15 protein-coding genes and 1 tRNA gene are annotated in these 17,947 nt (G+C 30.7%); 11 read left to right on the forward strand and 5 right to left on the reverse strand.

Annotated features, from left to right (window positions below; translation table 11 throughout):
• The first annotated feature begins 108 nt into the window (after window positions 1-108).
• On the forward strand, window positions 109-819 hold the full coding sequence (locus J8H85_RS06940; RefSeq protein WP_209653890.1) for a hypothetical protein: 711 nt from the start codon (window positions 109-111) through the stop codon (window positions 817-819).
• Window positions 820-1,244: 425 nt separating this feature from the next.
• Here J8H85_RS06940 and J8H85_RS06950 read toward each other — a convergent pair whose 3' ends face one another.
• Window positions 1,245-1,637, reverse strand: a complete 393-nt coding sequence (locus J8H85_RS06950; protein ID WP_209653894.1) for a hypothetical protein — start codon at window positions 1,635-1,637, stop codon at window positions 1,245-1,247.
• An 86-nt stretch (window positions 1,638-1,723) separates the two neighbouring features.
• Here J8H85_RS06950 and J8H85_RS06955 point away from each other — a divergent pair, with 86 nt between their 5' ends.
• Together J8H85_RS06955 and J8H85_RS06960 are read left to right on the forward strand one after the other, a co-directional pair.
• The gene (locus J8H85_RS06955) at window positions 1,724-1,936 is read left to right on the forward strand and encodes a helix-turn-helix domain-containing protein (protein WP_209653896.1); all 213 of its coding nucleotides are present in this window, start codon (window positions 1,724-1,726) and stop codon (window positions 1,934-1,936) included.
• 80 nt (window positions 1,937-2,016) lie between these two features.
• Window positions 2,017-6,261: an NACHT domain-containing protein gene (locus J8H85_RS06960; RefSeq protein WP_209653897.1), complete on the forward strand. Its 4,245-nt coding sequence runs from the start codon at window positions 2,017-2,019 to the stop codon at window positions 6,259-6,261.
• A gap of 86 nt (window positions 6,262-6,347) precedes the next feature.
• Here the strand turns inward: J8H85_RS06960 and J8H85_RS06965 are convergent.
• Window positions 6,348-6,429: transfer RNA gene (locus tag J8H85_RS06965), tRNA-Leu, on the reverse strand.
• A 128-nt stretch (window positions 6,430-6,557) separates the two neighbouring features.
• Between J8H85_RS06965 and J8H85_RS06970 the strand changes: the two genes are divergently transcribed.
• From J8H85_RS06970 to J8H85_RS07000, 7 genes are all read left to right on the forward strand, one after another.
• A complete protein-coding gene (locus J8H85_RS06970) occupies window positions 6,558-7,499 on the forward strand; it encodes an alpha/beta hydrolase (RefSeq protein ID WP_209653900.1) in 942 nt (313 codons plus the stop codon).
• Between the two features lie 71 nt (window positions 7,500-7,570).
• Window positions 7,571-8,959 carry a dipeptidase gene (locus J8H85_RS06975; protein ID WP_209653902.1) on the forward strand — a complete coding sequence of 463 codons (1,389 nt, stop codon included), beginning with the start codon at window positions 7,571-7,573 and terminating at the stop codon, window positions 8,957-8,959.
• Between the two features lie 140 nt (window positions 8,960-9,099).
• Window positions 9,100-9,960: a DMT family transporter gene (locus J8H85_RS06980; RefSeq protein ID WP_209653904.1), complete on the forward strand. Its 861-nt coding sequence runs from the start codon at window positions 9,100-9,102 to the stop codon at window positions 9,958-9,960.
• A gap of 229 nt (window positions 9,961-10,189) precedes the next feature.
• The gene (locus tag J8H85_RS06985; protein WP_209653906.1) at window positions 10,190-10,552 is read left to right on the forward strand and encodes a BlaI/MecI/CopY family transcriptional regulator; all 363 of its coding nucleotides are present in this window, start codon (window positions 10,190-10,192) and stop codon (window positions 10,550-10,552) included.
• Window positions 10,553-10,554: 2 nt separating this feature from the next.
• Window positions 10,555-12,045, forward strand: coding sequence for a TlpA family protein disulfide reductase (locus J8H85_RS06990; RefSeq protein WP_209653907.1), 1,491 nt, complete (start codon window positions 10,555-10,557; stop codon window positions 12,043-12,045).
• A gap of 49 nt (window positions 12,046-12,094) precedes the next feature.
• Window positions 12,095-13,570: a M56 family metallopeptidase gene (locus tag J8H85_RS06995; protein ID WP_209653909.1), complete on the forward strand. Its 1,476-nt coding sequence runs from the start codon at window positions 12,095-12,097 to the stop codon at window positions 13,568-13,570.
• 210 nt (window positions 13,571-13,780) lie between these two features.
• On the forward strand, window positions 13,781-14,881 hold the full coding sequence (locus J8H85_RS07000; protein ID WP_209653911.1) for a DUF4407 domain-containing protein: 1,101 nt from the start codon (window positions 13,781-13,783) through the stop codon (window positions 14,879-14,881).
• A 1-nt stretch (window position 14,882) separates the two neighbouring features.
• Here the strand turns inward: J8H85_RS07000 and J8H85_RS07005 are convergent, their stop codons facing one another.
• Window positions 14,883-15,161: an STAS domain-containing protein gene (locus tag J8H85_RS07005; RefSeq protein WP_209653913.1), complete on the reverse strand. Its 279-nt coding sequence runs from the start codon at window positions 15,159-15,161 to the stop codon at window positions 14,883-14,885.
• A gap of 236 nt (window positions 15,162-15,397) precedes the next feature.
• On the opposite strand from J8H85_RS07005, the gene J8H85_RS07010 reads away from it, so the two are divergent.
• Complete coding sequence (locus J8H85_RS07010; protein ID WP_209653915.1) at window positions 15,398-15,829, forward strand: YybH family protein; 432 nt, start codon at window positions 15,398-15,400, stop codon at window positions 15,827-15,829.
• Window positions 15,830-16,011: 182 nt separating this feature from the next.
• Here J8H85_RS07010 and J8H85_RS07015 read toward each other — a convergent pair whose 3' ends face one another.
• Both J8H85_RS07015 and J8H85_RS07020 read right to left on the reverse strand, forming a co-directional pair.
• On the reverse strand, window positions 16,012-16,590 hold the full coding sequence (locus tag J8H85_RS07015) for a PhnA domain-containing protein (RefSeq protein WP_209653917.1): 579 nt from the start codon (window positions 16,588-16,590) through the stop codon (window positions 16,012-16,014).
• A 133-nt stretch (window positions 16,591-16,723) separates the two neighbouring features.
• Window positions 16,724-17,554: a hypothetical protein gene (locus J8H85_RS07020; protein ID WP_209653918.1), complete on the reverse strand. Its 831-nt coding sequence runs from the start codon at window positions 17,552-17,554 to the stop codon at window positions 16,724-16,726.
• Between the last annotated feature and the right edge of the window lie 393 nt (window positions 17,555-17,947).

Raw genomic sequence — 17,947 nt, forward strand, 5'->3', positions numbered from 1 at the left:
TTTTTAACGCATTTATAATTATGTGTTAATAAGTTAAGTGCCTATATAAAGGCACTAACATAACACAAAAAAATACTATTTATAATGAACATAAAAAAAATAAAAACAATGAGAACAAGATTAGAATTTCAAAAAGAGCGGTATGAGTTATTTAATAAAAACATGAACGACTTTGCCTCAATTTTTTGTGATGTTATTAAGGAGTTAGGTAAACAAGGCATTGATGGATATAGCTTTGAAGAATTAAAAGAAGGGAACTTTCAAAAATTATTTGAAGATTATCACAAAAATCAACAGTTAAAGAACGAGGTAACAAAAAACATGATTTATGAAAAGTACCTCGATTTATATGGTTATAATGATGCAGAATTAAAAAAATTGGAAACTAATTACAAACGTTATTTAGACAGGGAATTTAGCTTTTACTTAATTAATGATAGTTTTTATGAATACTGTAAAAATAATTTTAAACAAAACCCTTTATTAAAGTCGTTCCTAGAAAATGCACCAGAGATTAAAATTTTCAAAATATTTGATTTTGTTAACATCAAAGGAAATAACATAAAAATTGATGTTCCCGAAGAATTATTTACTCTTTATGCCACTAGCCATAAACAGCTTGAAACAATGAAAAATATAAAAGAGTTTGTTAGAGTTGCTAAAAAGCTTGAAATGACCTCTAACGACATCCTAGAGCCTTTAGTAAAGTATTTAAATCATAAGGATGGTAGTTTTTTTATAAATGGCACTAAAGGTCTTTCAGACGACTTAAATACAATTAATTTTAATTACCACAAAATATTAACCATACAGTCATGAAGATAAAAATTTTAGAGAGCGATAGTACGCCAAAATTCGAAGAGAGAATTAATCAATTGTTAAAAAAAGGTTGGAAAATAAAAGGAAATCTATTCCGTGGGAAGGATTGTCTTACCGCAATAATGTGTAAAAATTAGTTCTGCTTTATTAATTATTGTTGTGAAGGGTAGTCAAAATTATTAGATTACCCTTTTTGTTATAATGTTGTTATCTTTTAAAAAAACCTTGTAGCCAAAGGGTTTTTCAATACTTTTAATATTTTTAAAAGAAGTTTATAACCAAAAAGATAACAAGAATCATATCTGTGTAAAGCGAGTGAAGGTTGCTGTGCGTAACATATTGTACCAAACTAAAAAGTCGAGCAAAGTAACTAAAAGATTTATCAAGTCAAATACAAATTATTGTATTACAAATAATCAATTGAATTAATCAATCCATTTAAGAACTTCAATTATATTTCCAAGAGTATCACTAGTAACTATAACTTCCTTTTTCAACGTACCTCCAAACCCGTTTTTTGCTGTAAAAGTGGAATAAACAGTTAAGAATGAATCCATATCTTTATACCTAGTTTCTATATGTTCATAGCTATTCGGATCATTTAAAGCTTCTTTAATCTGTTCTGTAAGCTTAATATGAGAGCCGTCCCAACCACTAAATAGTTTTTCAATATTTTGTTGATGGATTTCTTTTTTTGTTAATGTGCTTTTAGGCTCATTGGAACAAGTTTTTACTAGAATACCAATTACTATTACTGATAATATTATAGTTATTGCGCAACCTTTGTTAAAGCCTTTTGGAGTTGGTCCATTTGTCATATTGTAATAAGTTTTTCACAAATATATAAAAAATTAATGACCGATTAGTCATTGTTAAAATTACAGAAACAAATGACCTTAGTGTCATGGAAAACCTCTCCAAAGAAGAAGTGTTATTGCAACTTGCTAAAAGAGTTAAAGAATTACGCTTAAAGAAAGGTGTAAGCCAGCAAAACGCTTATAATGACACCAGCATTCACTTTGCCAGAATAGAACAGGGCAAGAGGGATATTAGTTATTTTACTCTATACAAAATCAGTAAATATTTTGACATTGAATTAAGAGACTTTTTTAAATAATAGTCTCAAATTCATTTTTATTATCATTATTTAATTTATCAGCTGCACTTTTTATTTAATTTAGATGAAAATTAATATCTATGGTAAAAAAAGGAGGGGATTTTGAAATTTTAGCTATAGAATTTCTTGCCAAAATTTTTACTGAATTAAATTACTCAGTTGTCCGCAAAAGACCACAAACCTCTGGCACTCAAGATGGTTATGATAATTTGATAGAAATTGTTGACAGTAAATATATAAGCCATTATATATATTGTGAATGTAAGGATTACACAACTGAACTCAACTATACAAGTGCATTTACTAAAATACCTCAACTTTATTCTACTCATGAAGAAATTGACTTGATGTTGTTTATTTCTCCTAAAAGAAATTTCACTAATATCTTTGAAGAAACAAGAAACAAACCTTTCTTAGAGTTTTTGGGAAACAATAAACTTAAAGTTGCATTTTTAAGTCCTGAAACCTTCGTTAATGAATATTTCTCTCTTTATCCAGAATTATACAGGAAAATATATCCTACAAATAGCCTAAAAATATCAAAAAGTGATAGACTAAAATTATTAGATAAGTTTGATAAGTTTATTTTTTCAAGCAAAAATCTCAGCAAAATAATTATTAGTGAAACTGATAAAAATAAATTTATTAGAGATATTAAGAAAGATTATTTCCATATTGAAAGAACAATTAGATATTCACAAAATAGAACATTCTATTATGATAGAAAAGCAGAAAAAAACACATTAGAGAAAGCAATAGGACAAACAAAACTAGGTCTTGTACTATTGGGAAATCCAGGGTATGGTAAATCTCATGAATTAGTTAATTTGGCTATAAATTTGTGGGATAGTAGGGATAAAAAGAACTTAATTCCCGTATTTTTTATTTTGAAGAATTTTTCATCAGATTCTAATATAGAATCATTATTACCAATTAATTACAAATTAATTCACAACATAATCCTTATATTGGATGGAGTTGATGAAATAGAAAACATAATTGATTTTAGTAATAAACTCCGCAACTTCATTTCACAAAATTCAGAATACATTGATAAATCTAAAATGAAGTTTTTAATTAGTTGCCGAACTAATGTTTACAAAAAATTTATTAAAAAAATAAGTGATTTTGAAGTTAGCTTTCTTGATGAAATTAATACATCAAGTTCTGTACAATTTCTAAAAGATAAGTATAATTTAGATATTGGAAAATACAAAAAATTTGATATTCATCAACATAGAGAACTTTTAGAAAACCCTTTTTATTTAGACCTTATTGGAAAACATTTTCAAAATAAAAAAACACTATTAACAAACAAAGCCAAGCTAATAGATAAATATGTTACGTCAAGATTAGAATACGACAAAATCAAAAAATATCAGAACGATGTAAATTTTGATACAGATAAAGTTGCTAGCTATACTCAAAAAACCGCTTTTGCGTTAGAAGCAATGCAAAAGCCCTCTTTAAGTTCTTCAGAGATTAAAAGAGTGATAAAACTTGAAGCCAAAGAATTTTCTAAAAATCCATTTTTAGAAGAAAATTTAGATGGCAGTTGGTCTTTTGTCAAAAAGAACATTCAAGAATATTTTGTTTCTAGATTACTTCAAGATTTATCTTTTGATGAAATAATTAACTTTGTAAAGATAGATTCAAAAACGAATAAAATACATCCAACATGGTATAACGTTTTAACTTTTCTATTGAATCTTGAACTTGACAAAGTTAAATACGATGAATTAATTAATTGGCTTTTAGCTAATGATTTTGAAATCCTCTTTAATGCAGATTCTAATAGAATATCAGATAATATTAGAAGTATTGTTCTACAAAATTTTTTCAATAAAAAATGTATTCAAGACACATTATGGATAAATGATGCCAAAGGGATTGCCTCATTCAGTCAATCTGATGCCAATATCGATTATTTAATTGAAAATATTAAAAACGTTAAAATCCATAGAAGAGCAAGAGTCTCAGCAGTAACACTACTTTCCTATATGGATGTCAACAGTAAATATCATTTTGAATTAAAAAAACTAATTATAAGAATTCTTAAAGAAAATAACCCCGAAGAGAAAGAAGACATCTATCTAAAACAAGATGTTATTAACCTTGCTGGAAGTTTAGGCTTAAACAATGATATTGATTTTTTTAATAAAATAATCAATATTTTAAAAGATAATGACAATAAAGAAATTGTAAGTGCAATCATAAATTCAGTTCCTGACAAGTCTATAGCACCAAATATCCATTACTTTTTAGAAATTCTTGACAAGGCTATTGGCATTAAACGATGGAATACCAAGTCTGGGTACATGTCTATTTTTTCAAGGAAAGAATCCATCTTCAATCTTTTTAAACGAATAGACAACCCAGACACTCTTTTAATTATTTTTTCATTTTTACTTGATAGGCATAAAAATCATAACATAAAAGAGAATTTGTTTAAAGATTTCTCTAAACATATTGAATCAATATTAAAAGACAAAGAAAATTATCATGAGACTTTGATATGCATAATATGTGATGCTATTATTAATGATAGGATTGGATACTACCAAGATGAGATATTAGTAAATTTAGTTCAAGGTTGTAATATTGAAAATCAAGTTTTTTATACCGTTTTAAATAAAATCAAAGGCAATTCTATTAGTAAACACTTTCTATCATTTATTGTTCAGGAAAATTTTTATGACGAAATAGCTAACCTGTATAACAAAAACCTATTAAATGATGATTTCATTAGAGAGTTCAGAAATGTAATAAGTTGCAGAAATTTACAGTTGAGTAAAATCTTTGAGAAACTTATTGAAGAAAACACCAATTATAGATTTAAGGAAAAAATAAATATTGAAGAAGTCAATGAGAAAAACGAGTATTGGAAAATACATCATCAGAAAAATTTTGATGTGTTATTTAACATAGATGAAATTATTAATCAAGTTTTTAAACTTTTTCATTTTTACAAAAAGAAAAAGTTAAGTCTTCATGATATAAGCAAGATTTATGACAAATACTACCATGACTTTGAGATACAAAAACAAGTAACAGAAAACTCTAAAAATCTTTTTTATAATTTTTTGAGAGATTATCACCCAGAAAACAAAAGCTTAGATATTAAAGACGTCCCCCATGCAATAAAAAGCATACAAAACGATATTATCTACAAAATAATTCAAAATGTTCCGGACGAAAACAGCAATAGTAATATAATAATAACCGAAGCTCAAACAGAATACTTGAAATCTTGGTGCATTACTAAAACAGATGAAGCTAATAGTTATTTTAAAAATCATCTTTTCAATCACAAATCATGGAATCATCAAAAATATTTTTTATGTGAAGGGATTTACAAAATTCAAAAACGTTTCAATTTCAATTTAGATGAAGAGCTGCTATTAAACATGCTTTGGTTTAACCATCAAGAGAATAGTATTAATTTAGATTATATGATTGACTTCGTTAGCATAGATAAAATCAATCAGCGAATTTTAGTTAATCTAATGAACAGGCAGTTAGATACAAACAGCTTTTACAATCACATTAAATACTGTATTGAGAATAATGTAAGCTTTGAACATTTAAACATTGATATAAAAAGTGAGATTTATTTGCTCACAGAAAACAATTCCTATTATGCGAATAGATTAATAGAAATATGTTATTATGAAGACCCAAAAACACTTAAAGAATTTTTAAATTATAAAGGTCAAGTTAATAATAAAGCTATTTTTATAGACAATATTATATCCATACTAATTAAAACTAGCGAAGAAAAAATTGTAAATGAATTTATAATTACTAACTATTCAAATTTAATCAAAGATAATATTTATAGAGAAATTGATTTAATTAAAAAGCTTATTACTACAAATAATGCAACTGTTTTTGAAAAACTACTTTCCTTATATCATTACAATATTAAGAATTCTGTTAAAGAAGTATTTGAATTTAGAAGTAACGAATCATTAAAATACACTAACAACAAAGCATTAGAAGATTTATTTAAAATTATTGAATTTTGCCTAACAGAACCTAACATTAAAGATATAAGTGGTCGCCATGATGACCCATTAAGGTTTTCTTGTGAGACAATAGTAAATATTTGCAAATCAAACTTTATCGATACTACAATTGACTCAATGAAAAAAGTTGAAAATATGGAAAAAGTCCTAATTGAAAATAAAAAGGTTGATTTATTTTACTTTTATAAACTTAAAAATGACTTACAAGAAATCTACATTATTCACAAATCTAAACCTTATCAGCTAAATGCAGTACTAAAGGTTTTAAATGATTATAAATACCTATTTATTGAGTAGCAAAAAGGTTTAGTACAACTTTAGTACAAATATTTAAAACAAAAAACCTACACAGCTAATAATCAGCTATATAGGTTTTTAAAAAGTGCGGGCAGGGAGACTCGAACTCCCACACCTCGCGGCACCAGATCCTAAGTCTGGCGTGTCTACCAATTCCACCACGCCCGCTAAAGGTCTGCAAATATAAACAAGATTTTTAAATTGCAAACTTCTAACGTACAAAAACATTCATTTTTTTATACTTTTAAAAAATAATGATTTATAGAGATGGATTCCCTTTTAGAAAACCTTTAATTATGAACAAAAAAACAATTTTAATCTTAATAATTTTTCTTTTTAGCAAGGAATCCATTTCCCAATCTGTAGAAGAACCTGTTGTTTTGAACACGAAAACAGGCGATATTTATGGAACTTTATTAATTGCAGATACCACTCAAGTTACACCAATCGTTTTAATTATAGCTGGTTCTGGTCCGACTGACAGAAACGGCAACAACCCCATGATGGCAAACAACTCCTTAAAAATGCTTGCAGAAGGTTTAGCTGAACATGGCATTGCTTCTTTACGCTTCGATAAACGCGGCATTGCAGAAAGTAAAAATGCCGGAGAAAAAGAAACCGATTTACGCTTTGAAAACTATATAGATGATGTAAAAGCATGGTGTTATTTAATTGAAAAAGATAAAAGATTCAGCAATTTAATAATCCTTGGTCATAGCGAAGGTTCTTTAATAGGCATGATAGCTGCCCAAGAAAACAACGCTAATAAATTTATTTCCCTGGCAGGTGCCGGATTTCCTGCGAGCGATATTTTACGCAAACAACTTAAAGAACAACCAGGGTTGGTATTGCCTCTTTCCCTCCCCATAATCGAAAAACTAGAAAAAGGAGAAACTGTTAGCAACCCTCCACAAATGCTCAACGCTTTATTTCGCCCCAGCGTTCAACCCTACTTAATTTCATGGTTTAAATACAATCCGCAAATAGAAATTGCAAAACTTGAGATACCTGTTTTAATTGTTCAAGGCACGACCGATATACAAGTTAGCATTGAGGATGCCGAAAAATTACATGAAGCTAACAAAATGGCAAAAAAAGTAATTATTGAAAACATGAACCATATTCTAAAAGCATCCGAAGCCGATAGAACCAAAAACATCCAAACCTACAGCCATCCAACGCTGCCATTAAAAGCGGAATTAATTCCAACCCTTGTAAACTTTATCAATCAACATTAACATCAAGGTTATTCCAAACAACCTAAAACATTCTTTTTTGTACTTTTGAGGTATCTATACAAAAACTTCAAATGAAAAACATTCAATCTTATATTAAAGACCACAAACAACGCTTTATAAACGAATTAATCGATTTACTTAAAATCCCATCCATAAGTGCCGATTCAGCTTACAAAAACGATGTTTTAAAAACCGCCGATGCCATTAAAATCAGTCTAGAAAAAGCTGGTTGTGATACCGTCGAAATTTGTAAAACAGACGGCTACCCAATTGTTTATGGCGAAAAAATAATAGACAAAAACCTACCAACCGTTTTAGTTTATGGGCATTACGATGTACAACCTCCAGACCCATTAAATTTATGGAACTCCCCTCCTTTTGAACCTGTTATTAAAAAAACCGAATTACATCCCGAAGGTGCCATTTTTGCACGTGGTGCTTGCGATGATAAAGGGCAAATGTACATGCACGTAAAAGCCATGGAATTCATGACCTCTACAAACCAGCTACCCTGCAACGTAAAATTCATGATTGAAGGCGAAGAAGAAGTAGGCAGCTCCAACCTTGCCATTTTTGTTAAAAACAATCAGGAAAAATTAAGAAATGATGTCATTCTTATTTCAGATACCGGCATGATTGCCCAAGATGTGCCATCCATAACCACTGGATTACGTGGATTGAGTTATGTGGAAGTAGAAGTTACAGGCCCAAACCGCGATTTACACTCTGGTTTATACGGTGGCGCCGTGGCAAACCCCATCAACATTTTAGCTAAAATGATCGCTTCTCTTCACGACGAAAACAACCACATCACCATCCCAGGGTTTTACGATAAGGTGGAAGAACTTTCAAAAGAAGAACGTGCTGAAATGGCAAAAGCGCCTTTCAATTTAGAAAACTATCAAAAGGCATTAAACATAGAAGCTGTTTACGGCGAAACAGGCTATACCACCAACGAGCGCAACTCCATACGCCCAACCCTAGATGTAAACGGTATTTGGGGCGGTTACACGGGCGAAGGTGCCAAAACCGTTATAGCCAGTAAAGCCTTTGCCAAAATATCCATGCGTTTAGTACCGCATCAAGACTGGGAAGACATTACCCAATTGTTCAAAACCCATTTTGAAAGTATCGCTCCAAAAGGCGTTACCGTAAACGTAAAACCGCATCATGGTGGGCAAGGTTATGTAACCCCCATAGACAGTATAGGTTACCAAGCCGCAAGTAAAGCATACCAAGACACGTTTGGCAAAACCCCCATTCCGCAGCGCAGTGGTGGCAGCATTCCCATTGTATCGCTTTTCGAACAAGAACTAAAAAGCAAAACCATTTTAATGGGCTTCGGGTTAGATAGTGATGCCATCCACTCTCCCAACGAACATTTCGGTATTTTCAATTACCTAAAAGGGATCGAAACCATTCCGTTATTCTATAAATATTTCACCGAACTTTCAAAATAATATAGGCGTTACCACAAGGGTCGCGCTTGAAGTTTATCTTGAGCGAAGCCGAAAGGTTACAAATCCTAGCTAGTCCCGATAAAAATCGGTACTAGCTGTGGGCTTTTCACTGCAATCGCTAACGCAAGTAGCAACACATTATGAAGAACCAACACTCAAGAAACCTTATTTTTCTTTTAATCGCCACACTTTTTGGCAGTACGTCTGGTCCGTTAGGAAAATACATAGATTTACCACCTCCAGTAATCATTTGGTGTCGTTGTATTTTAGGAGGCCTATTCTTATATGCGTTTTGCTATTTCAAGAAAGTAAACCTTAAAATCAGTTCAAAAAGAGATTTTAGCACCCTCATAATAAGTGCACTTCTTTTTGGTGCTCATTGGATAACCTATTTCTATGCGCTTAAATTATCAAATGTTGCTATTGGAATGTTATCATTATTTACATATCCAATGCTAACAGCACTTATAGAACCTCTTTTTATTAAAGTGAAATTCGATCCTATGTATATCGTTTTAAGCTTAATGGTTTTATTGGGACTTTACATATTAACACCCAAGTTTAACCCTAACAACACCTATTTTGAAGCTATTATATTTGGGGTTATCTCTGCGCTCTTCTATGCATTACGTAATATTATCTCCAAAAAACTGATAAGTCGCTATACAGGTATGAGTATTATGTTCTACCAACTAGCCATACTATCCTTGGTATTATTACCCGTGATTTTTTACTTTGATACAACAAACATTTCAATCCAATTTCCATATATTGTTGCTCTGGCCTTAATCACAACCGCAATAGGACACACCATGTTGGTTAGCAGTTTTAAACATTTTTCAGTAAGTACAGCCAGCATCATTAGTAGTACACAACCAGTTTTTGGCATTATACTAGCGTTTCTATTTTTAAATGAGACACCTACTTTAAGCACATTTTTAGGGGGCTCCCTAATTCTTGCAACAGTTATTATAGAAAGTGTACGGTCTAGAAACAAATAGAAATCATCATTTAATTTTTCAGACCTCACAGGTTTTAAAAACCTGTGAGGTCTTTTTTTTATAAAATTTTGTAACAAATTGGCAGCTTCAAACATTTTTAAATTCATGCAAATCAATTATTATAAAAGTGCACGGTCTAGGAAAGAGCAAACTATATTTTTTACTCTACATTTGTAGAATTGAAATATTTATTCTATGTTTGTAGAACAAATTCAAATTTTGTAGAAAAATGCAATTATCAAAATCCGAAGAAGAATTAATGAATTACTTATGGAAGCTTGAAAAAGCATTCATGAAAGATCTACTTGAAATTTACCCAGAGCCAAAACCAGCAACCACAACTGTTGCCACACTTTTAAAACGTATGACGGACAAAGGTTTTGTAGCCTATAATTTATTTGGTAATTCAAGAGAATACTATCCTTTGGTAAAAAAGAAAGATTACTTCTCAAAACATGTAAACGGACTTATAAAAAACTTTTTTAACGATAGCGCTTCACAATTCGCGTCGTTTTTTACCAAAGAAACCAATTTAACCAAAGAAGAATTGGAAGATTTAAGGAGTATAATTGATGAACGTTTAAAAAAATAAAGATGAAACAGACCATACTTATAGCAATTTCGTTATCCTTCATTTTGAATTCATTTACCAAAAGAATAGCACCTCCTATTTCTAAAACAGTTACCATTGCTGGAAGAATTCTTAATTATGATAAAAATTCAGGTAAAAACGCCATAAATATTTACGTAAACGATCACGGACAGTCTAAACAGTTAAATTACATATCAAAAATTGATTCAACAGGTTACTTTAATGTGAAGTTTGAACGAGACTTTACTCAAGATGTTCTCATTTCTTACAGAACAAATTTTAGGGTTATTGTTCACCCTGGAGACAGTTTATTTATTACTTTTAATGGAGATACAAACTCGCGTAACGAGATTTTAAAAACAGTTACATATTCTGGTGATGCAGCAGAATTAAATACAAAATTTTCAAAATACAATAAAACATATTTTGAAATGCGACCAAACCAAAACGTAACCACAAACAAGCAAAAAAACTATACAACTCTTGAATACAAACACTACCAAGATAGTATAAAAACAAGCAGAGAAATTAGAAGAGACAGATTTATCCTTGAACATAATCCCGACAAAGAATTATTGCAATGGATAAATGCTTCCATTGAATTATCTTATTATAATGAGATTTTAAATTATCCTAGTAGCCATAATAAACTTAATAATATTGCCTATGCTGATATTCGAGTTGATAAAACAGACTATAACGTTATCAAAAACATGCCGATATTAAGAAAAACGTTCTTAATAAATACAGAATCTAAACAATTTATTAATTACTTTCTACATTACTACGTGTATAGTATGTCAAAACACGTATCAGACTCCATTCCTATTAAAAATTATGATTCACTATACTTAAACAAAGCTATTGAGTTAACATCAAAACAGCCATTAATACAACAACTGGTTCTAAACGAAATGGTTAATGAAAGGTTAAACAGGTATGATGCTACATACTACGAAAACAACCAAACCACGATTAACAATATAATAAAAGAAGATTTTTTAATAGCACCTTTAAAGGCACATTATCTAGAAACAAAAAACAAAATAGCCAACCCCACTTTAGCAAAAAATATAACTATAAATAATGTTACTGACAAATCGGTAAAAAATATATGGGAAAAAATATTAGCAGAAGGAAAAGGCAAAGTAATATATCTAGACTGCTGGGGAACTTGGTGCGCTCCGTGCATTAAAGAACTCCCTAATTCCAAAAAAATGATGGAAAATTACAAGGGTAAAAATGTTGAGTTTGTTTATTTAAGTTTTAAATCTGATAAAAAATCTTGGACAAATGTTTTATCAGAAAACAAACTAGAGGGAAAACATTATTTTCTAAATGACGCTCAAAGCACCGCTTTTGCAAACCTTTTAAACATCAATTCGTATCCAACCTATATCATCATTGATAAAGAAGGAAAAATTATTAGGTCTGACAGTTCGTACCGTCCTTTACAACAACCAACCGAAGACATCATTAATGAATTGTTATAATACATTACAACGAAAAATATAACACTTTATAAAATAAATATAACAAATTATGCTTTTACTCATTTTAAAATCGAGTGCATGTTTAGCTATATTAATGCTATTCTACAAAATTTGTTTAGAAAAAACAAGCGCACATACATTAAAACGGTTCTATTTAATTGGCAGTGTAATCCTTTCAATAAGCATTCCTTTTATAACGTATACAACCTACATTGACGTTGCACCGCTTAACGTTATTTCAACTTCAAAAGTAATTGAAAATCCAAGTATCGCATTTTCAAGAATAAAAGAACCCCAAAATTATTTACCCATTATTTTATGGAGCATATATATGTTGGGTGTTTTTCTATTTTCATTCAGGTTCTTCAAAAACCTATATCAATTGATTCAAAAAATAAAAGACAACCCAAAACACAAGAACCGGAGCTTTGTAAATGTTTTAGTAACTGATTTAATAACGCCTCATACCTTTTTCAATTATATTTTTTTGAATAAGTTTCAATTTGAAACCAATCGAATTCCAAAGGAAGTTATATTGCATGAAGAAACCCATGCAAAACAAAAACATAGTTTAGATGTGTTGTTTATAGAAATACTCCAAATCATTTTTTGGTTTAGCCCCATTATCTATTTCATAAAACATAGCATCAAATTAAACCATGAATTTTTAGCAGATGAAGCTGTTATTAAGCATGGTGTTACAACTTCAACATATCAACAAATTTTATTGGCATTCTCATCAAATACTTCAGAACCTCAATTGGCAAATGCTATCAATTATCCATCAATCAAAAAACGATTTACAGTTATGAAAAAACAAACATCAAAAACAACCGTATGGTTCAGAAGTCTTATTGTTTTACCCCTATTAGCTATTTTGATTTATAGTTTTAGTGACAAGAAAGTTGTTACTCAAGTAAAAACTACTTCAGAAGAAAAAAAGCCCACAAAAATAAATTTTAGTTCTAATAATGTATTACAAAAAGACTCATTAATCAGAGACATTTATATTTTAATTAATAAAGAAAATGAGATTATATTGAATAATAAACCAACATTTATAAACCGTTTATTGGAAGATATAAATATGTTGAACCCTAATTTAACAGACACACAAAAAAGAAAATTTTTATGGGCTAATATTAAACATCAAACCAACACTCCAAAAGAATTAATTGAGAACATTCAAAATGTATTGTTGAGAGCTAATATATATAGTAATAGTAACGAAAACATAGAAGTGATAATTAAAAATAATTTTAAGACCGACATTCCGAACTTCCCCTTTATACCTTCTGATGGCTTAACCAAGGAAGACGAACCTATTTACAAAGAAAAACTGAACAGATATAAAGAATGGTTGCGTGTAAACAAACCCAACTGTACCTTGGAAGAAACTAAAGCTGGTTTTATTATAAAAAATGAAAAAGGGGAGGTAATTACAAGTACAGACCCCAATATAAAGAGTGAGCCATTTAAATTGAAAAAAGACTCTCCATGGTCAATAAGCTCTGATGTTAATTAAATAAATTTTGAGGAATTAAAAAACGACTTACATATAAAAGCAACACCAATAGAAGTAGAGAACTAAAATACATTAACAATAAAAAAGTATTATTTAAAATATCAGACCTCACAGGTTTTAAAAACCTGTGAGGTCTTTTTTTATACAATTTTGTAACAAAATGGCAATTTTAACGTTCTAATAGTCAACCATCAATCAAAATCAATCATTATGCTAAAGCAATTCTTCATTATTTGCTCGGGTTCCGATACCGATATTTTAAACGCCTGCTCCAAAGGCGAACAAAACAAATATGCGGGTATTGGCGCCACCGTTTTCTTTACCGCTTTAATGGCTTTTATAGCGGCCAGTTTTGCACTTTACACAGTATTCGACAATCTGTATACATCTATATTTTTCGGACTTATTTGGGGTTTACTTATTTTTAATTTAGACCGCTACATTGTATCAACCATCAAAAAAACAGGTAACGTTTTAGATGAGCTTGTACAGGCTACTCCTAGAATTTTGCTAGCCATTATCATTGCCATCGTCATTTCAAAACCATTGGAACTTAAAATTTTTGAAAAAGAAATCAATCAGGTATTGTTGGAACAGAAAAACGAATTAACACTTGCCAATAAAAACCAAATAGCAAAACAATTCAACCCAAACATTAAAACCTTAAATAAAGACATCACAACTTTACAACAAGAAATAGCCAATAAAGAAGCTGAAGTGAATGCGCTTTACGACACGTATATTGCCGAAGCCGAAGGAACTGCCGGTACCAAACTATTGGGAAAAGGTCCTGTTTATAAAGAAAAACGCGACAAACACGATGCCCTTTTAGCAGAATTACAACTACTTAAGGCAGAAAACAAAGAAAAAATTGCTACTACAGAATCTCAAATAGCTAAACTGCAAACCGATTTTGAAACACAAGTGACCACTACACAACCCATTATCAACAACTTTGATGGTTTAATGGCGCGTGTAAATGCTTTAAACAAATTGCCTTGGCTGCCTTCGTTATTTATTTTTTTATTGTTTTTAGCTATTGAAACTTCGCCCATATTCGCAAAGCTATTATCGCCAAAAGGGGCTTACGACTTTAAATTGGAAGACGAGGAAACTGCTTTGAAAACAAATGTGCTCCAAAATAAAAGCCAAAGAGAAGCCATGTTAAAAGCAGATTTTGCCATTAACGACCGTATTTATGCCGATTTAGAAAACGAAGACGAACTTTACAGCTATAAGCGTACAAAAGCTAGGGAGCTTATGCAGCTTCAGGCAGATGCCTTTTATAAACAACAAAAAAATATACTATAAATTAAGCTGCTATTTCGGTTTTAAAATGGTTGTATAAATCTTTACAACCCAAACCAATAATGGATAAGTTCTTATGTTTTGCAATGGCTTCTTTATGAAGATCATTTAATGCATTCACACCAAAACGATCCATACTTTCAACCTCTTCGATGCTTATGGTTATCGACTGTTGCTTGTCAAAAATGTTTTTGAATTCACTTTTAAATATCCCTAAATTGTTTTTGTTTAGAGTGCCCTTGATTTTAAAAAAATTGTTGCAGTTTGAAATTTTCAAATCCATAATAAGTTAATTTTAATTTGATTGAACAATAAACTTGGGCTATTAATTAGTTTATTCTTAGACCAATATAAAAAGCAAGGACTTATTATCCGCATTTAATCGACATACAGATTTTAACTTTAGATGAACAAAAGTTATATGTCAAATTAATCGATGAGTAACACTTTTTAAAACTAAGTTTTCATTATTTTTGCTTGTGTTTTTAAAAGCAAGGTTTTAATTAACAACCGTTTACTATGAATAAATTATTCTTGTTACTTTTCATTTCATGTACGTTTAGTGTCTTTTCCCAATCTAATGAAGAGAGAGACAAAGATGCTATTAAGGCTGTTTTAAAAGCCCAAAGAATTGCCTGGTCTAAAAACAATATTGAGGAATTTATGGAAGCCTATTGGAAAAGTGATTCTCTTAAATTTTATGCCTCCAACGGTTTAACTACAGGTTGGGAAAATATTTTGATTCGCTATGAAAAGGCATATCCTACTGAAGACCATACAGGGAAACTAAGTTATAAGATAAACGATATTACCAAAATAAGTGATGATGCCTATTACGTTTTAGGCGAATACCATATTAAGCGCGAGGTTGGAAATGCCGATGGTATTTTTATGCTTATTTTTAAACGTATTAATGGTGAATGGAAAATTGTTGTTGATACTTCTTGCTGATTTCGTTTGAATTTCAGGATTGCGTTAGGGATTACTCATCCGTTCTATTTTTAAATCAAGGAAATCGTGAATGCTACGCATTTGCAACGGGATCCTTTTGGTTTTTTGGAAGTGGAAAAACCTTAAAAACAAATTTATAGTTTTACAGGTAGATTCCTGCCTTCGCTGGAATGACAAAAATATTACAACTTTTTAACGTATTTGGTAATAATTACGATGTGTTGATTATCTACTTTGCCTTCAATATATTCGGCGTTTTCGTGGTCTAAACGAATGTTTCTAACGGCCGTACCTTGTTTTGCAACCATACTGGAGCCTTTTACTTTTAAATCTTTCACCAAAACAACCGAATCGCCCGCTTGCAAAATAACGCCATTTACATCGCGATGGATGATTTTGTTGGCTTCGTCCTCATGCTCGCCTGTTGCGCGTGCCAATGCCAAGGCTTCGTCGTCTAAATACATCATATCCAACAAATCTTTTGGCCAACCTTCATTACGCAACCTTTGCAACATTCTCCACGCCATAATTTGTACTGCAACAAACTCGCTCCACATACTATCGTTCAAACAACGCCAGTGGTTGGCATCCATTTCTGTATTGCCTTCTATTTGATCTAAACATGTGCTACAAACCAATAAACTATTGTCTACATTTTCATTTAATGAGGGCGGAATGGTATATTGTTTTAAGTTTTTTGTTGCTGTACATAATTCGCAAGCAGCATTGCTTCTTTCTTGTAATGTTTGTAGTACGCTCATGGTATAATTTTATATTTTGCAATATTACGCTTAATAAAAAGTCCCCACAAGTTCAGATTATTAAGAAATTCATTTGTTAAACAAAAAAAAAGACACTTTTTAGTGTCCTTTTTTTATAATTTAAAAAATACTTTTATTTTGAAAGATCGTGAATGTATGTGTACAAATAATCACCGTGAACCCCTGTAAAATATTTACTCCAAGCTTTTCCTTTTGCTTTATTAGCTTCGGTGTCTGGATAGGCTGCTTTCATTAATTCATCAGTTTTATCGAACATTTTATCCAAATCTGATATAGAGTCTAGGTAATATGCTTCTATAAACTCCGTTTTATCTGAACCCCAAGCATGTACATTTGGATAGTATGCTTTAATGTATTCGTTTTTTTGAACAATTGCGGCATTGGCTTCCATTCTTAGTTTATTAAACTCTTCCATGGTACCATCTTCCGGAAAGGCAAAATGACTTTTTTTAATATATAACACCATATCTTTTGTTGGTTTCTCAGTCATAAATTTACCACCAGAAATAGGTGTATAAATCTCATCGGAATGCTCGTTGGCATAATAAGAACCTAGATTTTTTAAGAAGGCTTTACGCTTAGTTTCATCTGGCCATGCCTCTTTTTCTAATTCGGCATTTCTTTTTCCAAATTTGCCTATATCTTCCCATGAAGCAAAAACTTGAACTGTGATAAACTCGGTATTATCTGGCGTCATGTTATGTAAAAACACAGAAGCTCCCATGATGTATTGATTTTTCATGGTTACTTTTTCCAGATACTCTTTTTCGGCTGCTTTCCACTCACTCATTTTAAAATCTTCTTTATCCATATTCCAATGGTTGGTGGTTACGGTAATAAATTCTGGTCGTTTAGGAGCATCATCCTGTGCTAAAACTGTTGTAGTACTAAATAAGAATAGCAATAAAACTGTTACTGAAAATAATTTGTTGGTTGTTTTCATAATCTGTTAAAAAATTAAAGTTAATATATGGGTTAGTTAAATACTACTTTAAGATTTTAGGGCGTACTCGATTATGCTATTAATAAACTGTGGGAGAGCGTTTGTGAATTAGGTAAATATACAAAAAAGTACTGAATTACAGCAACTTATATTTTTAATATTAATTACAAAGTGTCTCTTAATTTTTTGGGCATGCTTTTAACAACCATATCGTAAGAATGGTCTATAAGTTCTAAAATAAACTTAGGTTGCAAATCGCCGTCTTGAAGATAGCATTCATGAAAAAGCAGAAAGTCCAGTATCTTTAAAGTTCACCAAAACAATTAAGATATGAAACCTGAACAAACTGCCCAACCAAAGTTATACATAGGAATTGACATACACAAGAGAAGC

The organism is Mariniflexile gromovii (genome assembly GCF_017814435.1).
In the GTDB taxonomy this organism is placed as follows: domain Bacteria; phylum Bacteroidota; class Bacteroidia; order Flavobacteriales; family Flavobacteriaceae; genus Mariniflexile; species Mariniflexile gromovii.